17 protein-coding genes are annotated in these 21,068 nt (G+C 63.3%); 8 read left to right on the forward strand and 9 right to left on the reverse strand.

Annotation, left to right across the window (positions count from 1 at the left end; genetic code table 11):
• Positions 1-109 precede the first annotated feature (109 nt).
• Positions 110-1,477 (forward strand): DNA repair protein RadA, encoded by a 1,368-nt coding sequence (radA, locus tag L6D64_RS05680; protein ID WP_176507691.1) that lies wholly within the window; start codon positions 110-112, stop codon positions 1,475-1,477.
• Positions 1,478-1,575: 98 nt separating this feature from the next.
• Here radA and L6D64_RS05685 read toward each other — a convergent pair whose 3' ends face one another.
• The 3 genes from L6D64_RS05685 to L6D64_RS05695 form a co-directional block, all read right to left on the reverse strand.
• Positions 1,576-3,093, reverse strand: coding sequence for a nucleobase:cation symporter-2 family protein (locus L6D64_RS05685; protein ID WP_176507692.1), 1,518 nt, complete (start codon positions 3,091-3,093; stop codon positions 1,576-1,578).
• 260 nt (positions 3,094-3,353) lie between these two features.
• Positions 3,354-3,722, reverse strand: a complete 369-nt coding sequence (locus L6D64_RS05690) for a PilZ domain-containing protein (RefSeq protein ID WP_176507693.1) — start codon at positions 3,720-3,722, stop codon at positions 3,354-3,356.
• Positions 3,723-3,796: 74 nt separating this feature from the next.
• Positions 3,797-4,558, reverse strand: a complete 762-nt coding sequence (locus L6D64_RS05695) for a lytic polysaccharide monooxygenase (protein ID WP_176507694.1) — start codon at positions 4,556-4,558, stop codon at positions 3,797-3,799.
• Between the two features lie 219 nt (positions 4,559-4,777).
• Between L6D64_RS05695 and L6D64_RS05700 the strand changes: the two genes are divergently transcribed.
• From L6D64_RS05700 to yjiA, 3 genes are all read left to right on the forward strand, one after another.
• The gene (locus L6D64_RS05700) at positions 4,778-6,844 is read left to right on the forward strand and encodes a carbon starvation CstA family protein (protein WP_054887129.1); all 2,067 of its coding nucleotides are present in this window, start codon (positions 4,778-4,780) and stop codon (positions 6,842-6,844) included.
• A gap of 13 nt (positions 6,845-6,857) precedes the next feature.
• Complete coding sequence (locus tag L6D64_RS05705; protein WP_054887128.1) at positions 6,858-7,055, forward strand: YbdD/YjiX family protein; 198 nt, start codon at positions 6,858-6,860, stop codon at positions 7,053-7,055.
• Between the two features lie 78 nt (positions 7,056-7,133).
• Positions 7,134-8,111, forward strand: a complete 978-nt coding sequence (gene yjiA, locus L6D64_RS05710) for a GTPase (RefSeq protein WP_176507695.1) — start codon at positions 7,134-7,136, stop codon at positions 8,109-8,111.
• On the opposite strand, the gene L6D64_RS05715 is transcribed toward yjiA, so the two are convergent.
• On the reverse strand, positions 8,071-9,558 hold the full coding sequence (locus L6D64_RS05715) for a methylenetetrahydrofolate reductase C-terminal domain-containing protein (protein WP_176507696.1): 1,488 nt from the start codon (positions 9,556-9,558) through the stop codon (positions 8,071-8,073). The two genes, yjiA and L6D64_RS05715, sit on opposite strands and share 41 nt — an antisense overlap.
• Positions 9,559-9,787: 229 nt before the next feature.
• Between L6D64_RS05715 and metE the strand changes: the two genes are divergently transcribed.
• Entirely contained in the window at positions 9,788-12,073 is a 2,286-nt protein-coding gene (metE, locus tag L6D64_RS05720) for a 5-methyltetrahydropteroyltriglutamate--homocysteine S-methyltransferase (RefSeq protein WP_176507697.1), read from the forward strand.
• A 70-nt stretch (positions 12,074-12,143) separates the two neighbouring features.
• Here metE and L6D64_RS05725 read toward each other — a convergent pair whose 3' ends face one another.
• The 5 genes from L6D64_RS05725 to L6D64_RS05745 form a co-directional block, all read right to left on the reverse strand.
• Complete coding sequence (locus L6D64_RS05725) at positions 12,144-13,322, reverse strand: acetyl-CoA C-acetyltransferase (protein WP_176507698.1); 1,179 nt, start codon at positions 13,320-13,322, stop codon at positions 12,144-12,146.
• A 292-nt stretch (positions 13,323-13,614) separates the two neighbouring features.
• Entirely contained in the window at positions 13,615-14,724 is a 1,110-nt protein-coding gene (locus L6D64_RS05730; RefSeq protein WP_176507699.1) for an agmatine deiminase family protein, read from the reverse strand.
• Between the two features lie 3 nt (positions 14,725-14,727).
• The gene (locus L6D64_RS05735) at positions 14,728-15,813 is read right to left on the reverse strand and encodes an extracellular solute-binding protein (protein WP_176507700.1); all 1,086 of its coding nucleotides are present in this window, start codon (positions 15,811-15,813) and stop codon (positions 14,728-14,730) included.
• Positions 15,814-15,815: 2 nt separating this feature from the next.
• Complete coding sequence (aguB, locus tag L6D64_RS05740) at positions 15,816-16,712, reverse strand: N-carbamoylputrescine amidase (protein ID WP_176507701.1); 897 nt, start codon at positions 16,710-16,712, stop codon at positions 15,816-15,818.
• The gene (locus L6D64_RS05745) at positions 16,709-17,749 is read right to left on the reverse strand and encodes an agmatine deiminase family protein (protein ID WP_176507702.1); all 1,041 of its coding nucleotides are present in this window, start codon (positions 17,747-17,749) and stop codon (positions 16,709-16,711) included. Before L6D64_RS05745 ends, aguB begins: the two co-directional genes overlap by 4 nt.
• A 135-nt stretch (positions 17,750-17,884) precedes the next feature.
• Between L6D64_RS05745 and L6D64_RS05750 the strand changes: the two genes are divergently transcribed.
• The 3 genes from L6D64_RS05750 (at position 17,885) to L6D64_RS05760 (ending at position 21,068) form a co-directional block, all read left to right on the forward strand.
• Positions 17,885-18,742 (forward strand): LysR substrate-binding domain-containing protein, encoded by an 858-nt coding sequence (locus L6D64_RS05750; RefSeq protein ID WP_176507703.1) that lies wholly within the window; start codon positions 17,885-17,887, stop codon positions 18,740-18,742.
• A 128-nt stretch (positions 18,743-18,870) separates the two neighbouring features.
• Positions 18,871-20,082 (forward strand): enoyl-ACP reductase FabV, encoded by a 1,212-nt coding sequence (gene fabV, locus L6D64_RS05755; RefSeq protein ID WP_176507704.1) that lies wholly within the window; start codon positions 18,871-18,873, stop codon positions 20,080-20,082.
• Between the two features lie 77 nt (positions 20,083-20,159).
• Entirely contained in the window at positions 20,160-21,068 is a 909-nt protein-coding gene (locus L6D64_RS05760) for an alpha/beta hydrolase family protein (RefSeq protein ID WP_176507705.1), read from the forward strand.

Below are 21,068 nucleotides of genomic sequence, written 5' to 3' on the forward strand. Positions count from 1 at the left end.
CTTCAGGGCTAGTGACTGCGCTTAGAACGAATAGTTTTGTCGCATCTCGACCGGTTCGAGACACGTCGGCCTCGGCTATCATGGCGATTTTTTCCAGGAGACCCTGCCCATGGCCAAGGCCAAGCGCTTGTATGGCTGCACCGAGTGCGGCGCGACCTTCCCCAAATGGGCCGGCCAATGCGCCGACTGCGGGGCCTGGAACACCCTGGTCGAAACCATGATCGAGAGCGGCGGCGCGGCGGCGCCCAGCGGCCGCGCGGGTTGGACCGGGCAGCAGGCGCAGATCAAGACCCTGGCCGAAGTCAGCGTCGAAGAAATCCCGCGCTTCACCACCAGCAGCACTGAACTCGACCGCGTGCTCGGCGGAGGCCTGGTCGATGGCTCGGTAGTACTGATCGGGGGGGATCCAGGGATCGGCAAGTCGACCATTCTCCTGCAGACCCTGTGCAACATTGCCGTGGGCCTGGCTGCGTTGTACGTCACCGGTGAAGAATCGCAGCAGCAGGTGGCCATGCGCTCGCGGCGCCTGGGCCTGCCCCAGGACCAGCTCAAGGTGATGACCGAGACCTGCATCGAAACCATCATCGCCACCGCCCGGGTGGAAAAACCCCGGGTCATGGTGATCGACTCGATCCAGACCATCTTCACCGAGCAGTTGCAGTCCGCCCCCGGCGGCGTGGCCCAGGTGCGCGAAAGCACGGCGTTGCTGGTGCGTTATGCCAAGCAGAGTGGTACGGCGATCTTCCTGGTTGGGCATGTCACCAAGGAAGGCTCGCTGGCCGGGCCGCGGGTGCTGGAGCACATGGTCGATACCGTGCTGTATTTCGAGGGTGAGTCCGACGGCCGTCTGCGCCTGTTGCGGGCCGTGAAGAACCGTTTCGGCGCGGTCAACGAACTGGGCGTGTTCGGCATGACCGACCGTGGCCTGAAAGAAGTGTCCAACCCGTCGGCAATCTTCCTCAACCGTACCCAGGAGGAAGTGCCCGGCAGCGTGGTGATGGCCACCTGGGAGGGTACCCGGCCAATGCTGGTCGAGGTGCAGGCGCTGGTCGATGACAGCCACCTGGCCAACCCACGGCGGGTCACCCTGGGCCTGGATCAGAACCGCCTGGCCATGCTGCTGGCTGTACTGCATCGGCATGGGGGTATTCCCACCCACGACCAGGACGTGTTCCTAAACGTGGTCGGTGGCGTGAAAGTGCTGGAAACGGCTTCCGACCTGGCGTTACTGGCAGCGGTGATGTCCAGCCTGCGCAACCGGCCGTTGGCCCATGGTCTGCTGGTATTTGGTGAAATCGGCTTGTCGGGTGAGGTGCGCCCTGTACCCAGTGGCCAGGAGCGCCTGAAAGAGGCGGCCAAGCATGGCTTCAAGCGTGCCATCGTGCCCAAGGGTAATGCGCCGAAGGAGCCGCCAGCGGGGTTGCAGGTGATTGCCGTGACCCGTCTGGAGCAGGCCCTGGATGCCTTGTTCGAGTAATTGCTGGCCTGTACCGGCCCTTTTGCGGGTACAGGCCAATGAAAAAGGGGAGCCGACGATGCGCATCGGCTCCCCCTGCCTCACCGCTCAGTCAGCAGTCAGTGTTCGGCAACTGCGCTGCGCCGCGGCGCCTGGTTACCGTGCTCGTCCAGCTCCATCACTGGCACTTCGTTGTCGTCGGCATCGAACAGCTTGCCATCCTTGAAGTAGTCACCATCGCGCAGGCATGAGATGTCCGAGTACTGGATGGTGCGCTCGTAGGCTGCGGCGAATACCGACTGGTTCTCCGAGTTGCCCGTCTGGAAGTGGTTGAACAGCAGGTTCAGCAGGATGGCCATGATTGCCGCCGAGCTGATGCCCGAATGGAAGATGGTCTCGAACCAGTTCGGGAAGTTGTGGTAGAAGGTCGGCGCGGCGATCGGGATCATGCCGAAGCCCAGCGAGGCCGCAACGATGATCAGGTTGACGTTGTTCTTGTAGTTGACCTTCGACAGCGTGCGGATGCCGCTGGCGGCCACGGTGCCGAACAGCACGATGCCCGCGCCACCCAGCACCGGCGTCGGTACGGCGGCAATCACCCGGCCCATCACCGGCAGCAGGCCGAGCACCACCAGGATCACGCCACCGGTGGCCACCACGTAGCGGCTCTTGACCCCGGTCACGGCCACCAGGCCGACGTTCTGGGCAAACGCGCTTTGGGTGAACGAACCGAAGATCGGCGCCAGGATGCTCGACGCCATGTCGGCGCGCAGGCCGTTGCCCAGGCGCTTGGAGTCGACCTTGGTGTCGATGATTTCACCCACGGCGAGGATGTCGGCCGAGGTTTCCACCAGGGTCACCATGATCACGATGCACATCGACAGGATCGCGGCGATGTGGAACTCCGGCATGCCGAAGTGGAACGGGGAAGGGAAGGCGAACATCGGGCCTTCACTGACCTTGCTGAAGTCGGTCATGCCCAGCGCCCAGGCGATCAGCGTGCCAACCACCATGGCCAGCAGGATCGACAGCCGCGAAATGGTTGCGCTGCCGAGTTTGCTCAATACCAGGACGATGGCGAAGGTCAGTGCCGCCAGGCTGATGTTGGCGACGCTGCCGAACTCCGGCGATGCACTGTTACCGCCCATCACCCAGCGCGCGGCAACCGGCATCAAGGTCAGGCCGATGGTGGTGATGACGATGCCGGTCACCAGCGGCGGGAAGAACTTGGTGATGCGCGAGAACACCGGGGTGATCAGGAAACCGATCACCGAAGCCGCCATGACCGCGCCGAGTACGCCCGGCAGGCCACCACCGCCCTCACTGCTGAGGATGGCGCCCATGGTCGCCACGCCGGCGAATGAAACACCCTGCACCAATGGCAGCTGGCAACCGAAGAATGGGATGCCCAGCGTTTGCAGCAGGGTCGCCAGGCCACCGGCAAACAGCGAAGCGGCGATCAGCATGCCGATCTCGGCACCGTTGAGGCCGGCTGCCTGACCCAGGATCAGGGGTACCGCGACGATCCCGCCATACATGGTCAGCACATGCTGCAGACCATAAGCCAGGTTGGCACCCAGCCCGAGGTATTCGTCCTCGGGGCGCTGGGCGGGAGACGTGCTAGGGGACGTAGTCATGGAGCAGGCTCTCTGTTTATTGTTGTGCCGCTACTGTAGACATTTCCTACAAAGTATTGCCACACGAATTGTATACAATATTTTGATCGGAGCGCGAACAGCGGGCCTTGCAATGTGTGCAAAACCTCAATGCAGAAGGCGTACCAAGTCATTCAATGTGGTGCTGGAGAGGTGTGTACAAGGCACTGCCACCCAGGCAGAAAGCTGTCTGGGTAGACAAGAAACAGAAGATGGGTAGGCTGTTAGTCAGCTAACAGATTCTATTCTTCGATCAGTTCGCGCAGCTCACGCATCATTTCGGTGCCATCGGCGAGGTTCAATTCCACAAGACGGTGCAGATGGCTCATCGACTCGACGTCGATGTACAGGCAGACGAAGCCCAGACGGGTGGCTTCTTCGTGACGCAGTTCGACTTGCATCTGCACACGGACATTGCGATCGAGGTGGATGATGGCATCGAAATCCTGGGTCAGGTCGGCGTCCCAGGGGGAGGGGCATTCGACCAGCAGACCCTTGAGCGACAGGTCCAGCAGCTTCACCGGCCAGCGGCGGTCGCCCTGGCGCAGTTCGGTGGGGGCGTCGAAGTCGATGCGCTGGAAACGGCGACGGTCGTCGGCAGAAGTGGTCATGGCAAGCCCCTCGTCAGTTGCACTGACTATAGACCAGCCGTGGCTACTTCTGCCGGGGTGAGAGCGGCGGCAGGCTACTTGCTGGACACGATGTTCACATCGCTGCAGTTGTAGAAGCCTTCTCCTTTGGGGTCGATGCGCTGCCAGCGGCTGTAGATAAGATAGTCGCCGACGCGACCACCCAGATCGACGACCATTTTGTACCTGCCACCCTCGACTGGGATATCACCAAACTTGGCAATCGGTTCAGCTTCGAGATCGTCCCAGGCAAGGGCTTTCCTGGTACGATCAAAACCGGGCTTGGTGATGTAGATTTCCCAGAATCCGGGGCTGTGAGGGACTTGGGCGTAATAGACAAGCTCGACTTTATTGTCGTTGTCTTTCACCAACAGGTGCGCCGGCCATTGGGCAGGAACATCCAGCCCACTCTTGTCGTTGACCGTTTGGTGAGGTTTCAGGGCGGCAGGTTTTGCAACGGAGTTCCCTGCCGAGCATAGTTGTCCGTCTGGAATAGCTGCTTTCACGTTCTTGAAATCTTCGTAGCCCGGTTCTGGAATATTTTTCGATACTTCACTCCATTGCACGAACTGATATTCCGCCTGCGACTTGTCATTGCCGAATTTCTTGTAGACATGCTGATAGGCGGCGCGGCAACCCGGGTTTTTGATGCCTGAACCATCCTCTGGCCAATAGAAATCCTGTGCTGTGTAGCAGAAGTACTGCCGAGCGACGGGCGTTTCCATTGCGCCGTGTCTTGGTTTTGGCCCAGCGGCATTTGCTTGCACTGCTGCGGCAGCGATCAAGCAAGCAAGGCTTGTTTGCAGAAGCATTCTCATGGCTACGTCCCTGATGGATGGAGGAGGCATAAAAATGTCCTGCGTTGCAAATGCCGACAACTGGCAAAAATACTAGTTAGTTGTCAGGCAGGCGCAGTTCGCCGCTCTAGCGTGCCCGCTGGCGGCCTGGAGGTGATCGCAATTCGATATGGTAAACCTGCCAAGCAAGCCCTAGACTCAAGGGGCTGTCTATTCCAACCACTTAGCTGGAAGCATGCCATGAACAACAATAACAGCCTGCTACGCCACATCCCGTGGCTGGCGCTGGCGGTCATAGGAGCCTGCGCGCTGGGTGTCGTCGCCCTGCGTCGCGGCGAGGCGATCAATGCCTTGTGGATCGTGGTCGCCGCGGTGGCCATCTACCTGGTCGCCTACCGTTACTACAGCCTGTTCATCGCCACCAAGGTGATGCAACTCGACCCTCGCCGAGCCACCCCTGCGGTGCTCAACAACGACGGTCTGGACTACGTTCCGACCAACAAACACATCCTCTTCGGTCACCACTTCGCCGCCATCGCTGGCGCCGGCCCGCTGGTCGGCCCGGTGCTCGCCGCGCAGATGGGCTACCTGCCCGGCACGCTGTGGCTGATCGCCGGCGTGGTGCTGGCCGGTGCGGTGCAGGACTTCATGGTCCTGTTCCTCTCCACGCGCCGCAACGGCCGCTCGCTGGGCGACATGGTGCGCGAGGAGATGGGCCGCATCCCCGGTACCATCGCCCTGTTCGGCTGCTTCCTGATCATGATCATCATCCTCGCGGTGCTGGCGCTGATCGTGGTCAAGGCCCTGGCCGAGAGCCCATGGGGCATGTTCACGGTGATGGCGACCATCCCGATCGCGATGTTCATGGGCGTGTACATGCGCTACATCCGCCCGGGCCGTATCGGCGAGATCTCGGTGGTTGGCGTGGTGCTGCTGCTGGCGTCGATCTGGCTGGGGGGCCAGATTGCTGCCGATCCAGTCTGGGGCCCGGCGTTCACCTTCACTGGCGTGCAGATCACCTGGATGCTGGTTGGCTACGGCTTCGTTGCCGCTGTGCTGCCGGTATGGCTGGTACTGGCGCCGCGTGACTACCTGTCGACCTTCCTCAAGATCGGTACCATCATTGCCCTGGCCATCGGTATCCTGGTGACCATGCCCGAGCTGAAAATGCCGGCGCTGACCCAGTTCACCGACGGCACCGGCCCGGTGTGGAAGGGCACCCTGTTCCCGTTCCTGTTCATTACCATTGCCTGCGGCGCGGTGTCTGGCTTCCACGCGCTGATTTCCTCGGGGACCACGCCGAAGCTGCTGGACAACGAAGCCAACGCCCGTTACATCGGCTACGGCGGCATGCTGATGGAATCGTTCGTCGCCATCATGGCCATGGTTGCCGCCTCGGTCATCGAGCCGGGCGTGTACTTCGCCATGAACAGCCCGGCCGCCGTGGTTGGCGCCGATGCGGTTTCGGTGGCGCAAACGGTCAGCAGCTGGGGCTTCCTGATTACTCCTGAGCAGCTCGAAGCGGTAGCCCGCGACATCGGCGAGCACACCGTACTGGCCCGTGCCGGTGGTGCACCGACCCTGGCGGTGGGCATCGCGCAGATCCTGCACCAGGTGTTGCCGGGTGAAAACACCATGGCCTTCTGGTACCACTTCGCGATCCTGTTCGAGGCGCTGTTCATCCTGACCGCGGTGGACGCCGGTACCCGTGCCGGTCGCTTCATGCTGCAAGACCTGCTGGGCAGCTTCGTGCCGGCCCTCAAGCGCACCGAGTCGTGGACTGCCAACCTGATCGGCACCGCCGGCTGCGTGGCGCTGTGGGGTTACCTGCTGTACCAGGGCGTGATCGACCCACTGGGCGGCATCAACACCCTTTGGCCGCTGTTCGGTATTTCCAACCAGATGCTGGCCGGTATCGCCTTGATGCTTGGCACCGTGGTGCTGATCAAGATGAAGCGCGAACGCTATATCTGGGTCACTCTGGTGCCGGCTGCCTGGCTGCTGATCTGCACCACTGCGGCGGGCCTGATCAAGCTGTTCGACCCGAACCCGGCGGTCGGTTTCCTGGCCCTGGCCAAGAAGTACAGCACGGCGCTGGACGCTGGCCAGGTATTGGCTCCAGCCAAGAACATCGACCAGATGCAGCACGTGATCTTCAACGCCTACACCAACGCCGGCCTGACCATTCTGTTCCTGCTGGTGGTGTTCAGCGTGCTGTTCTTCGCCCTCAAGGTCGGCTACGCCGCCCTCGGCCGCAAAGAACGCACCGACAAGGAAACCCCGTTCCAGGCCCTGCCTGACGCTTGAGAGGACTGCAGTGATGTTCAACGACCTGGGTCGACTGGGTAAGTACCTGGGGCAGGCAGCCCGCCTGATGGTCGGCATGCCCGACTACGACAACTACGTCGAGCACATGCGCAACAAGCACCCGGACAAACCGGTGATGACCTACGAGGCGTTCTTCCGCGAGCGCCAGGAAGCCCGGTATGGTGGCAAGTCCGGGCCCAAGTGCTGTTGAACCTGCAACGCGCGTGAACCTGTGGGAGGCCGGGCAACCGGCCTCCCACAATCATTTTCAGCTTCAGGAGATTTTTGCGTGCAGACGCCAATTCCCGTAACTGTCCTCACCGGCTTCCTCGGTGCCGGCAAGACCACGCTGCTCAAGCACATGCTCAAGGCCGAACACGGCCTGAAGATCGCCGTGATCGAGAACGAGTTCAGCGAGGCCGGTATCGACAGCCAACTGCTGGGCGACGAGCCGGTCCAGGTGATGACCCTGGCCAACGGCTGCGTATGCTGCAGCATCCATGGCGACCTGACTCGTGCCCTGTACCTGCTGCTCGAACGCCTGGATGCCGGCGAGATCGCCTTCGACCGCCTGGTGATCGAATGCACCGGGCTGGCCGACCCGGCACCGGTGGCGCAGACCTTCTTCATCGATGAAGAATTGCGCGACCGCTACATCCTCGACGGCATCATCACCCTGGTCGATGCTGCCCATGCCGAGGTGCACCTGACTCAGACCATCGCCCAGGCCCAGGTCGGTTTTGCCGACCGCCTGCTGCTGAGCAAGACCGACCTGGTCGAGCCTGCTGCGGTGCAGGCCCTGCGTGAGCGCCTGGCGCGGATCAATGGCCGAGCGGTAATCCGAGTGGTCGAGCATGGCCGCGTCGACCTCGCCGAACTGCTCGATGTACGCGGCTTCAACCTGAACCCGGACCTGGGCGCCAACCTCCAGCCCAGCCTGCGCCCGGTGCTCAAACCGGCCACGCCGGACCGGATTTCCACCCTGGTGCTGCGCACCGAGACCGCACTGGACATCGACCGCCTCAGCGATTTCATGAACGAGCTGCTGGAAGAGCACGGCAAGCAGTTGTTGCGCTACAAGGGCGTGCTGAACATTGCCGGTGAAGACCGTCGACTGGTGTTCCAGGGTGTGCTCAAGCTCTACGGGTTCGACTGGGATGCCGAATGGGCAGCGGACGAGCGCCGCGAGAGTGTGATGGTGTTCATCGCCGATGAACTGCCCGAAGCTAAGATTCGGGCTGGGTTCGAGGCGCTGGCTGCGGGCTGAGCTGGCGCGGCGGCTGGGCCTCGAACCACTGCGGCCAGGAGCTGCGGTGGCGTGTCTCGACTTCGATGCACGGGATCAGTCGCTCAGTAAGCACGGCGGTTTGCCGCACGGCCTTGGCGGTGCGGTACTTGACGCTGTGGATGCACTCGCGGTCGCCAAATTCGCAGCGATTCAGCGTCGTGCCACCGCAAGGGCCGTTGGCCAGGCCCTTGGGGCAGGTTTCCGGGCAGGTGTAGAGGGTGTCCTCCAGGCGGCAGCGGCCGCAGGTGTCGCAGCCTGTCAGCGGGCGTTTGACCGCCCGTTCAAGTCCGTGCAGCACTCTTGCCCCACGCGGGCTTGCCCAGAGTGGCTGGCGTACGGCCCAACCGAATGCCTTGCTGAGCCAGTTGGCGCGGCTGAACAGCAGCGAATGGACGCCGTGCAGCAGGTGATAGCGTGCTCTCTCCTTGGCTGAGGCGATGACGATCGACTCGTCCTGGCGCCAATTGCCCCGTGGCGGATGGAACGCGACGATGGGCAGGCCCGGCATCTGCCAGCTGTCGGCCCAGGCCGGTGCCCAGTGTTCCAATGAATGGATCTCGGCCTGCCAGTGTTCCAGGCGCGCCTCGAGTGCCAACAACTGCTTGAGCTCGTGAATGCCCGACAGGTGCACGCCGGCATAGCCCATCAGCTTCACACCGATGATCTGCAAGGCCAGGCGATCGACACTGCGCGCCAAGGCAAAGGCCTTGGACACCTTGCTTTCGGCTTCGAGCAGGTTGCGCATCGAGGCGGTGACGGTCACGCCCGCCACCTGTTCGAGCATGACCGCGCGGCCGTGGGTCAGGCTCATGAGGCAGGCAAGCATTGGTTTCGGCGCCGCCTGGCGCTGCATCCAGTGCATGGCTTCCTGGTGCTTGCTGGCATCGAAGCCCAGTTGCAAGGTGAGGAAGTCGGCGCCGGCGGCGAGCTTTTTCTCCGCCTTGAAGTACTGTGCGCCGCCTTCTTCCTCGTGGTACTTGAACGGGTTCAGTGCCGCCCCGAGCAGCCAGTTCGGGCAAGCCTGGCGTGCAATCAGCAAGGCCGCGACCGACTCCAGGTAACGCACTGGGCGTTCACCGGGTTGGTGCCCGGGCAGGCGGTCGCCCGTGAGTAACAGCAACTGATCGAGGCCAGCGGCGTCCATGCGCTGCAGCTGAGCCAACAGATGATGGCGCTCGCGGTCCTTGCCCGAAAAGTGCGGCAGGGCGGGGAGCGGGGTGTTGAACGAGGCGAGGGCGTCCAGCGGTGACATGTCCAGCGGGCTGCCCACGCGGTCGCCGATGGCGACGGTCATCGGCCAGCCACACAACTGCCCGCGGGCCATGATCGTCTCCATCGCGGCGAAGCGTTCCGCCGAGGGCTTGGGCACGAATTCCATGACGCAGACGAAGTGGTTTTCGCGCAGCGCGGCTTTAAGCAGGCTCATGGCTCAAGGGCACCTGGAGTATTCAGGGTGGCATTGTGCGCCAGGTTGTCGGTAGGGCTCATGTCTGACTGCGTAGGGTGCTGCTCTGAACGAGACATTCAAATTTGTCGGCATCATGAGTAATTCTTGAGTTCGTCTCAAATTTAATGAGTTTGTCTCAAGAAGCCGCTGACCGGAAAATTCCCTCATTCATTTCGGTACTCATTTTCGGAACTCTGAGGGACAAGACATGGCACTGGCACATAACCTGGGGTTTCCCCGCATCGGCCGCGACCGCGAGCTGAAAAAGGCCCAGGAAGCCTTCTGGAAGGGTGAGCTCGACGAAGCTGGCCTGCGTGCCGTCGGCCGTGAGCTGCGCGCTGCCCACTGGCAGTTGCAGAAGGACGCCGGGATTGACGTACTGCCGGTTGGCGACTTTGCCTGGTACGACCAGGTACTGACCCATTCGCTGACCTTCGGCGTGATCCCCGAGCGCTTTTGCGGCCAGGATGGCGCCGCGCCGACCCTGCAGACCCTGTTCGCCATGGCCCGTGGCGTCAGCGACAGCTGCTGCGGCGTCCACGCCCAGGAAATGACCAAATGGTTCGACACCAACTACCACTACCTGGTCCCCGAGTTTGCCGCCGACCAGCAGTTCACCCTGAGCTGGGAGCAGTTGTTCGAGGAAGTCGAAGAAGCCAAGGCATTGGGCCATGTCGTCAAACCGGTGGTCATCGGCCCGCTGACCTACTTGTGGCTGGGCAAGACCAAAGGGGCCACATTCGACAAGCTCGAACTGCTCGACCGCCTGCTGCCATTGTATGACCAGATCCTCAACCGCCTGGCTGGCCAAGGCGTGGAATGGGTGCAGATCGATGAGCCGATCCTGGCGCTCGATCTGCCACAGGATTGGAAAAATGCCTACGAGCGCGTCTACAACATCCTCCAGCGTGCACCGCTGAAGAAACTGGTTGCCACGTACTTCGGTGGCCTTGAAGACAACCTCGGCCTGGCGGCCAACCTGCCAGTCGATGGCCTGCACATCGACCTGGTGCGCGCCCCTGAGCAGTTCCCGACCATTCTTGATCGCCTGCCAGCCTACAAGGTGCTGTCGCTGGGCGTGGTCAACGGCCGCAATGTCTGGCGTTGCGATCTGGAAAAAGCACTGGACGTCCTGCGTCAGGCCCATGACCGCCTGGGTGAGCGTCTTTGGCTAGCGCCTTCCTGTTCGCTGCTGCACAGCCCGGTAGACCTGGACCGTGAAGACCAGCTCGACACCGAGTTGAAGAGCTGGCTGGCGTTCGCCGTGCAGAAGTGCCAGGAAGTTGCGCTGCTGGCCAAGGCCATCAACCTGCCGCAGGCCCCTGATGTCGAAGCCGCCCTGCAGCAGAACCAAGCCATCGAGGCTGGCCGGGCAGCTTCACCGCGTATTCACAAGTCGGCTGTGCAGGAGCGCCTGGCGGCCATCCAGCCTGCCGACAGCCAGCGCAAGTCAGCGTTCGACCAGCGTATTGTCAGGCAGCGCGCCGGCCTTGATCTGCCTGCATTCCCAACCACCACTATTGGCTCGTTCCCGCAGACCTCGGCCATTCGCCTGGCGCGCCAGGCCTTCAAGCAAGGCAAGCTGAGCGAAGCCGACTACATCGAGGCCATGCAGAGCGAGATTCGCCACGCGGTGCAGATCCAGGAGGACCTCGGCCTGGACGTGCTGGTGCACGGCGAGGCCGAGCGCAACGACATGGTCGAGTACTTTGCCGAACAGCTAGACGGCTACGCCTTCACCCGTTTCGGCTGGGTGCAGAGCTACGGTTCGCGGTGCGTGAAACCGGCCCTGATCTATGGTGACCTGAGCCGCCCGAAAGCCATGACCGTGGGCTGGATCCGCTATGCCCAGGGCCTGACCAGCAAAGTCATGAAGGGCATGCTGACTGGCCCGGTGACCATGCTGATGTGGTCGTTCCCGCGTGAGGACGTGAGCCGTGAGGTCCAGGCGCGCCAGCTGGCACTGGCGATTCGCGACGAAGTGGTCGACCTGGAAGCTGCCGGTATCAAGGTCGTGCAGATCGACGAAGCCGCCTTCCGCGAAGGCCTGCCACTGCGCCGCAGCGCCTGGCCGGCTTATCTCGAATGGGCGACCGAGGCCTTCCGCCTGTGCGCTTCGGGAGTACGAGACGAAACCCAGATCCACACGCACATGTGCTACAGCGAGTTCAACGACGTGATCGAGTCGATTGCCGCGATGGATGCCGATGTGATCACCATTGAGACGTCGCGTTCGGATATGGAACTGCTGGAAGCATTCGAGCGCTTCGACTATCCGAACGAGATTGGCCCAGGGGTCTATGACATCCACTCGCCACGCGTGCCGAGCCGGGAAGAGATGGTGAGGTTGCTACGCAAAGCGGCCCGGCGGATTCCCGCAGAGCGGTTGTGGGTAAACCCGGACTGCGGGTTGAAGACCCGTGGCTGGCCTGAGACCGAGGCGGCCTTGGTGAACATGGTGGCGGCTGCTCGCGAGTTACGCGCTACAGCCTGATGCCTGAGGGATCAGTTCCGGCCCTTTCGCGGGGCGTGCCCGCGAAAGGGCGGCCTGAATCAATCCTGAATCAGCGCTCGATCGCCAGTGCGACCCCTTGGCCACCACCAATGCACAAGGTGGCCAGCCCTTTCCTGGCATCGCGCTTGATCATTTCATGCAGCAGGGTCACCAGCACCCGGCAGCCGGACGCACCGATCGGATGCCCCAGGGCAATCGCCCCGCCGTTGACGTTGACCTTGCTCGCATCCCACTCCAGCGCCTTGCCCACCGCCAGTGCCTGCGCGGCAAACGCCTCGTTGGCTTCGATCAGGTCAAGGTCGGCCAGCTGCCAGCCTGCCTTGTCAAGGCAACGCTGGGTCGCCGACACCGGGCCGATGCCCATGATCGCCGGGTCCACGCCCGCGCTGGCATAACTGGCAATCTTCGCCAATACCGGCAGCCCCAGGGCCTGGGCCTTGCTGGCGCTCATCAGCAGCACTGCGGCGGCGCCGTCGTTGAGGCTGGAGGCGTTGCCGGCGGTGACGCTGCCGTCCTTCTTGAAGGCCGGGCGCAGCTTGGCCAGCGAATCGGCAGTGGTGTCCGGACGGGGTTGTTCGTCACGGTCGAAAACCTTCGGCTCGCCCTTTTTCTGCGGCATCACGATCGGCGTGATTTCGTCCTTGAAGCGGCCTGCTTCGATCGCCGCCACGGCCTTGCGTTGCGACTCGGCGGCGAAGGCGTCCTGCTGCTCACGGCTCAGGCCATATTTCTCCACCAGGTTCTCGGCGGTGATGCCCATGTGGTAGTCGTTGAAGGCATCCCACAGGCCGTCGCTGATCATGCTGTCGACCAGCTGGCCATGGCCCATGCGCTGGCCGGTGCGTGCCGATGGCATTACGTACGGGGCCAGGCTCATGTTCTCCTGGCCGCCGGCAATCACCACCTCGGCGTCACCGCAACGGATTGCCTGTGCGGCCAGGTGCAGTGCCTTGAGGCCCGAGCCGCAGACCTTGTTCAGGGTCAGCGCCGGCACGCTGTAGGGCAGGCCGGCCTTGATCGCTGCCTGGCGCGCCGGGTTCTGCCCGGCACCGGCGGTAAGCACCTGGCCGAGGATCACCTCGTCGACCTGGGCGGGGTCCAGCCGAGTCTGCTCCAGCAGCTGCTTGATCACGGCAGCTCCGAGGTCGACGGCCGGCACAGTGGCCAGGGCACCCTGGAAGCTGCCGATGGCGGTACGGGTTGCGGCGACGATGACCACGTCGTTCATGTTGTTGTTCTCCGGGCAATGGGCGTAGTGCTGCCAGCATCGGCCGGTTTGGTTGATTTGTTAAGTTTGTTTTTCTTTGTGATTGATGTGAAAAGCCAATCAATGAGGGCAGGGCTCGTCACAGGCGTTTGGTGCCTGCGAGATCGAACGCCAAGGCAGGCGACCATGGCGTAACAGGTTAGGCACGTTGCAACAAACTGTAGGAGCGGATTTATTCGCGATGCGCCGCGCGGGCGGCGCTCGATTTCACAGGCGCTGATGTCCACAATCAGCCCCCCGCAGCCAGTCAATATCAGACAGCCGGACACTGATGGGTCACACAATGAATCCCCCCGCCACCCGCCGCAATCGCGTCGATATCCAGCTGCACGATATCCCGCCCTGGATACAGTACGGCGAGTAACGCCCGGGCTTTCTCATCGGCCTGCACATCGCCGAACTGCGGAGCGATGATCGCGCCGTTGATCACGAAATAGTTGATATACCCCGCGGCAAAATCATTGTTGCCCTGGCTGAACCTGTTGCGCCGCCCGCGCATGGGCGGCGATACCACATGCACCTGCAAGCGCCTGCCTTCGGCATCGGTGGCTCTCTTGAGGATCTCAAGATGTTTGCGGGTCACCGCGTGGTCATAGGAGTCCGGGTCGTTGTCCAGGTTGGCGATCACCACCCCAGGGCGCACAAAGCGGGCATAGAAGTCCACATGCCCGTCGGTGATGTCTTCCCCGGCGATACCCGGCAGCCAGATCACCGTGCTCAACCCCAGGCGCGCCTTGAGCTCGGCCTCGACGTCGGCCTTGCTCCAGCCTGGGTTGCGGTTGGCGTTGATCCAACTGCTCTCGGTCATGATGCCGGTGCCGTGGCCGTCCACCTCGATGGCGCCGCCTTCGCCCACCAGTTCGCTACGCTGGTAACGGGCGCTGGCCAGGGTAGCCACACGCCTGGCCAGCTGTGCGTCGTTCTGGTGGCGTTGCTTGTTGCCCCAGCCATTGAAGTTGAAGTCCACCGCAGCGAGGGCGCCGTCGTCGTCAACGACGAAGTTGGCGCCGATGTCGCGCATCCAGATGTCATCCAGGTTGCATTCGACAAAGCTGGTGTTGTGGCTGGCGCAGTGCCGCTCGGCCAGTTCGCGTTCGCTGGGGCGGCAGAACACGGTCACTGGCTGGTAGCGGGCGATGGCCTGGGCGATGCGGCCCAGGGCGGCTTGCACGTCGGCGGTGAAGTCTTCCCAGATGGCATCCTGGGCACCAAAGGCGATGAATGCACGCTGCTGCGGCTCGCCCTCGTCGGGCATGAACCAGCGCCCGGCTTGCTCGGCGCGGGCAAGGCCCAGCGGCAGGCCGAGGCCGGCTCCCAGGCCCGCGGCCAGTGACAGTTGCAGGAAGGTTCTACGGCTGGGCATGGGTCAGTCCTGTGCAGTCTTGAAGCGGGTCCACACACGCATGCGTGCACGCATGTCGGCCTGTTGAATATCCCGGCCCGGAATCAGCCGGGCGTAGGTAGCTTCGTCGAGGTAGATGTCGGGGTTGTCGCGCATGCGCGGGTCCACCGCCTGGCGTGCCTTGGCGCTGGCCGTGGGGTAGCCGGTGAAGTTGCTGATGGCGGCCATGTTCGTCGGGCGCATGACGAAGTTGATGAAACGATAGGCGTATTCCGGGTGCTGGGCATCCGCTGGAATGGCCATGGTGTCCATCCACACCGTGGTGCCTTGGCGCGGTACGCGGTACTGGAAGTCGAGGTGCTTGCCGGCAGAGTCGGCGGCGCGCTGGGCCTGGATCACGTCGCCGCTGTAGCCCAGCGACAGGCACAGGTTCTCATTGACCAGTTCGGTCACCGGCTGCGACTGGAACTTGCGGATGTACGGGCGCACCGCCTTGAGCAGTTCGCTGGCGGCGGCCAGGTCTTCACGCTTGGCGCTGCGCGGTTCGCGGCCCAGGTAATTGAGCACCACGGCCAGCACTTCATCGGGCGAGTCGATGATCGAGATGCCGCAATCGGCGAACTTGGCGGCCAGCTCTGGTTTGAACAGCAGGTCGAGGTTGTCCAGCGGCGCATTGGGCATGCGCTGGCGGACTTTCTCGGCATTCGCGGTCAGGCCGATGGTGCCCCAGGTGTAGGGCACCGTCGCCTGGCTGGCTTTCGGGTACTGCGCATGCAGCTTGCGCAGGCCGGGCTCGATATCGTCCAGGGCTTCCAGGCGGCTGTGGTCGAGCGGCTGCAGGCTGCCGGCACGCATCAGGCGCTCAGCCACGGTATCGCCGGGGAATACCAGGTCGTAGCCACTGCGCCCGGACATCAGCTTGGCTTCGAGTACCTCGCTGCCGTCCATCACGTCGTAGATCACCTGGATACCGGTTTCTGCGGTGAATTGCTTGAGGGTGTCCTCGGCGAAGTAATCGGCCCAGTTGTACAGGCGCAGGGTGGGCTGGTCGGCCTGGGCCTGGCTGGCGCAGATGGCCAGGGCCAGTGCAGCGAAAACGTGGCGTTTCATGCTCAGGCCCTCAGGCTGTGTGGGTGCTTGCCGTCCAGGGTCAGCAGCGGCGCGTACATGTCCGGGCGACGGTCGCGGTAGATGCCCCAGCTCAGGCGGTCTTCGCGCATGCGTGCCAGGTCCAGGTCGTGCAGCCAGATGCCGCTGCTGTCGCGGTCGGCTTCGGCGAGCATGGCGCCTTTGTGGTCACAGATGAACGACGAGCCGTAGAAACGCATGCGCAGTGATTCATCGCTACCGGCCACTTCCACCCCGACGCGGTTGGCGGCCACCACGGGCAACAGGTTGGCGGCGGCATGGCCGCGCATGGCGACCTGCCAGTGGTCGCGTGAGTCCAGCTCGGCGCAGCCGGGCTCGGAGCCGATGGCAGTGGGGAACAGCAGCACTTCGGCGCCCATCAGTGCCAGGCAGCGGGCCGTTTCGGGGAACCACTGGTCCCAGCAGATACCGATGCCCAGGCGGCCGAAGGCGGTGTCCCAAACCTTGAATCCGGTGTCGCCGGGGCTGAAGTACTCCTTCTCCTGGTAGCCGATGGCGTTGGGGATATGGGTCTTGCGGTACACACCCAGCAGTTGGCCGTCGGTATCGGCCACGGTCAGCGAGTTGAAGAAGGCATTGCCGGCCCGTTCATACCAGCTCAGTGGCAGCACCACACCCAGCTCGCCGGCCAGGGCGGCGAAACGCTGGAGGATCGGGCTGCTCGGGTAGGGCTCGGCCAGTGCCTGGTGCTTGTGGTCCTGCTCGATGCAGAAGTAGGGCGTGGCGAACAGTTCTTGCAGCAGGACCACCTGGGCGCCCTCGGCGGCAGCCTGGCGTACCAGTTGCTCGGCGCGGTCGAGGTTGTCGGGCAGGTTCCAGCTGCAGGGCATCTGGGTGGTGGCGATACGCAGCAGGCTCATGGCTGCACCTCTGGCTGCTGTTGGGTGATGCAGTGGATACCACCGCCGCCGTGGGCGATGGCATCGATGCGCACCGGCACGATTTCACGGCCCGGGAAGGCGTGTGCGAGTTGCTCGGCGGCGTCCTGGTCGGCGGCGATGCCGTAGGCCGGCATGATGATCGCGCCGTTGGCGATGTAGAAGTTGGTGTAGGACGCGCAGAACACTTCAGCGTCCTGGTCGACTGCGGCGCTGGCTTCATAAAGGTCGAGCAGTTCGAAATGGCGGCCCTGTGCATCGGTAGCGAGTTCCAGGGCACGGCGGTTCTCGCGGACCACGCCGGCATAGACCGAGCCATGATCGTGGGTGGCATCGACCAGCAGCACACCTGGGCGGGCGAAGGCACACACGCCATCGACATGGCCGTCGGTCATGTCGCCGGTGGCGTACTGCGGGTCGCCGGGCAGCCAGATGGTCTTGCGGATGCCCAGGTAGCGAGCGAAGCAGGCTTCGAACTCAGCCTTGCCGATGCCCGGGTTGCGGTTGCGGTTGAGCAGCACCGATTCGGTGGTGATCAGCGTGCCTTCACCGTCGACATGAATCGCGCCGCCTTCGTTGCACAGGCAGGTGCTGAAACCGTCCAGGCCCAGTTGGTCGAGGATGCGGCGGCCGAGGCTGCGGTCCTGTTCGTGCCGGGACTTGCCGCCCCAGGCATTGAAGCGCCAGCTCAGACCGGCCAGGCCGTGCTGTGGGTGGCAGACGAAACTCGGGCCGCTGTCACGGCACCAGCTGTCGTCCACCGCCAGTTCGATCAGTTCGATGTTGGCACCGCACAGGGTGCGGGCACTTTGCAGGGCCGAAGGGTCGACGACCATCTTCACCGGCTCGAAGCGGGCGATGGCTGCCGCTACCCGGGCATAGTCGCGCTGCACGTCGGCCAGGCTGACACGCCAGCCGCTTTCCCATAGCGCCTGGTTGTGTGGCCAGACCATCCAGGTCGCCGCGTGGCGGGCCCATTCGGCAGGCATGCGCCAGCCGCTGTCGAGGGACAGATGCATAGTGAACTCCGATCTATTAAGGATTTTTATCAACGAAGCCCGCCGTCGCGGGTGTTGGGGTCCATGCTATGGCTATGAAAGCACGGCGACAAACGATAGATTTAGCCAATATCTGATTAGCACGGCTTATCGATCATGCTCAAACACTGGCCACCGCTCAATGCGCTCAGGGGCTTTGAAGCCGCCGCACGGCTTGGCAGCTTCCACAAGGCCGCCGAAGCCCTGAACCTCACCCAGTCGGCGATCAGCCAGCAGATCCGCAGCCTGGAAGCCTACCTGGAACAGCCACTGTTCTACCGCAGTGGCCGCAGCGTCAGCCTGACCGATGCCGGGCATGATCTGCTCAGCACCACCCAGTCCATGTTGCAGCACCTGGCCGTGGGCATTCGCCGCCTGGAGCAGTACCGCAAGCCCAATCAACTGGTCGTCAACACCAGCCCTGCCTTCGCCCGGCACTGGCTGTTGCCGCGCCTGGCCGATTTCCATCAGCGTTGCCCGCAGGTCGATCTGTGGCTGTTTACCAGCTTCGAAGTGCCGGACATGGCCAGCGAAACCATCGACCTGGCCATTCGCGATGACCTTAGTGCCCAGGCCGAGTGCAGCTTTACCGTGCTGCATCACGACCAGCTGTATCCCGCCTGCAACCCTGTGTTGCTGCAAACCCCTGCGCAGCAGCGCACCACCCTGCATGGCGAGCGCGAAATGGACTGGAGCCATTGGCAACTGGAAGGCGGCGAGGATGTGGGGCAGCAGGGCAAGGGGCTGAATTTCTCCGACCCTGGGTTGTTGCTGGATGCCGCAAGCGAAGGGCTGGGCATTGCCCTGGTCAGCCAGTTGCTGGCGCAGCGGGCGGTGGGCGAGGGGCGCCTGCAGGCGCTGTCTGCGCAGCGGGTGCGCGGGCCGGCCTGGGCCTGCCTGGTGCACCGGGACAGCCAGGACGATCCGCTGGCCCGGCAGTTTCTGGGTTGGCTACGCGGTGAGTTGCAGGCATGACCGGCGTTTGAATCCCCTCAAACACCCCGTAATATGTGTCGGATAACCTGCGGGGGTAGTCTCACCCTCTGATCAATCGGAATCGCCCCAGCGGCGATTCCCCGGCATACACTGACGAGGTACAGACATTGGCCATCATTCATCCTAAGGTTCGCGGTTTCATCTGCACCACGACTCACCCGAAGGGCTGCGAGCTCAACGTCCGTGACCAGATCGAAGCCACCCGCAAGCTGGGCGTGCGCGAGGATGGCCCGAAGAAGGTCCTGGTCATCGGCGCTTCCAGCGGCTACGGCCTGGCAGCCCGCATCACCGCGGCCTTCGGTTTCAAGGCCGACACCCTGGGCGTGTTCTTCGAAAAGCCAGGTACCGAGACCAAGGCCGGTACCGCCGGCTGGTACAACGCCGCCGCCTTCGACAAGTTCGCCAAGGCCGAGGGCCTGTACAGCAAGTCGATCAATGGCGACGCCTTCTCCGATGAAGCCCGTGCCAAGGTCATTGAGCTGATCAAGAACGAAATGGGTGGCAAGGTCGACCTGGTCATCTATTCGCTGGCTTCGCCCGTGCGCAAGCTGCCGCACACCGGCGAACTGGTGCGCTCGGCATTGAAGCCGATCGGCCAGCCGTACAAGTCGACCGCCATCGATACCAACAAGGACACCATCATCGAGGCCAGCATCGAGCCGGCCACCGAGCAGGAAATCGCCGACACCGTGACCGTCATGGGCGGCCAGGACTGGCAGCTGTGGATCGACGCCCTGGCCGGCGCTGAAGTGCTGGCCGAAGGCGCGCGTACCGTAGCCTTCAGCTACATCGGCACCGAAATCACCTGGCCGATCTACTGGCACGGTGCCCTGGGCCAGGCCAAGCAGGACCTGGACGAAACCGCACTGCGCCTGGATAAGAAGCTGGCCGCTGAAGTGAAGGGCGGGGCCAACGTGGCCGTGCTGAAGTCGGTGGTCACCCAGGCCAGCTCGGCCATCCCGGTGATGCCGCTGTACCTGTCGATGGTCTTCAAGATCATGCAGGAAAAGGGTGTGCACGAAGGCACCCAGGACCAGCTGGATCGCATGTTCCGCGATCGCATGTACCGCGCCGATGGCGCCCCGGCCGAGGTCGACGAGAAAGCCCGCCTGCGCCTGGACGACTGGGAACTGCGCGACGACGTGCAGGACGCCTGCAAGGCCATGTGGCCACAAGTGACCACCGAGAACCTGTTCGAGCTGACCGACTACGCCGGTTACAAGAAGCAGTTCCTCAACCTGTTCGGCTTCGAGCGCGCTGACGTCAACTACGACGAGGACGTGGCCACCGATGTGAAGTTCGACTGCATCGAGCTGTAAGTCGATGTAAAAAATAGGGGCCGATACAGGCCCCCATTTTTTTGCTAGTTTTGGCGCACAACAACAGGAAGTGCGCCATGAGCAGCCTCACCCAACCCGCCACTGCCTTTCGCCAGGCCACTGCTGACGGCTACAGCCTCGGCGGCTTTTGCTGGCGCCACGCCCAGGCAGATGCCCAGCGCCCGCTGGTGATCATCAACGCCGCCACCTCGGTGCGCTGCCGCTATTACTCGCGTTTTGCCGATTACCTGTTCGCCCAAGGCTGCGACGTGCTGACCTACGACTATCGCGGTATCGGCGAATCACGCCCACACTCACTGCGCGGCTTCCAGGCTTCGTGGAGCGATTGGGGCAGGCTGGATTTCGAAGCCATGCTGGCGCACGCCGCCGAGCATTTCCCCGGCCAGCCAGTGGACGTGGTGGGCCACAGTTTCGGGGGGTGCGCGGTGGGCCTGGCACCGTCGGCCGGGCAGGTGCGACGGGTGGTGATGGTCGGCGCGCAGTTTGCCTACTGGCGCGACTATGCGGCCGACCAGCGCTGGCGGCTATTCGGCAAATGGCATGTGGTGATGCCGTTGCTGACCCATGCCTTCGGTTACTTCCCCGGCAAGCGCCTGGGGTGGCTGGAGGACACCCCGGCCGGTGTCGTGCATGACTGGACCACGCGCACTCCGCGTTATGAACAGCGCCCGAGCGGGCGCGGCCTGGCGATGCTGCCTTTCGCCCAGGTGCAGGCCGCAACCCTGGCCATCAGCCTGACGGACGATCCGTTCGGCACGGTGGCGGCGACCGAGCGTTTGCTAGGGTATCTGCCCCCTGCGCAGCGGCGGCATTTGCGTATCGCACCTGTAGATATCTCGGTCACCGAGATTGGCCATTTCGCGTTCTTCCATGACCGGTTTCGCGAGAGCCTCTGGCCGATAGCGTTGCAATGGTTGCAGGAGGGCGGGCTGGCCGACGGAGTGCCGGGGACGGTCATTCGTTGA

It is taken from the genome of Pseudomonas urethralis (genome assembly GCF_021602465.1).
Classification (GTDB): Bacteria; Pseudomonadota; Gammaproteobacteria; order Pseudomonadales; family Pseudomonadaceae; genus Aquipseudomonas; species Aquipseudomonas vlassakiae.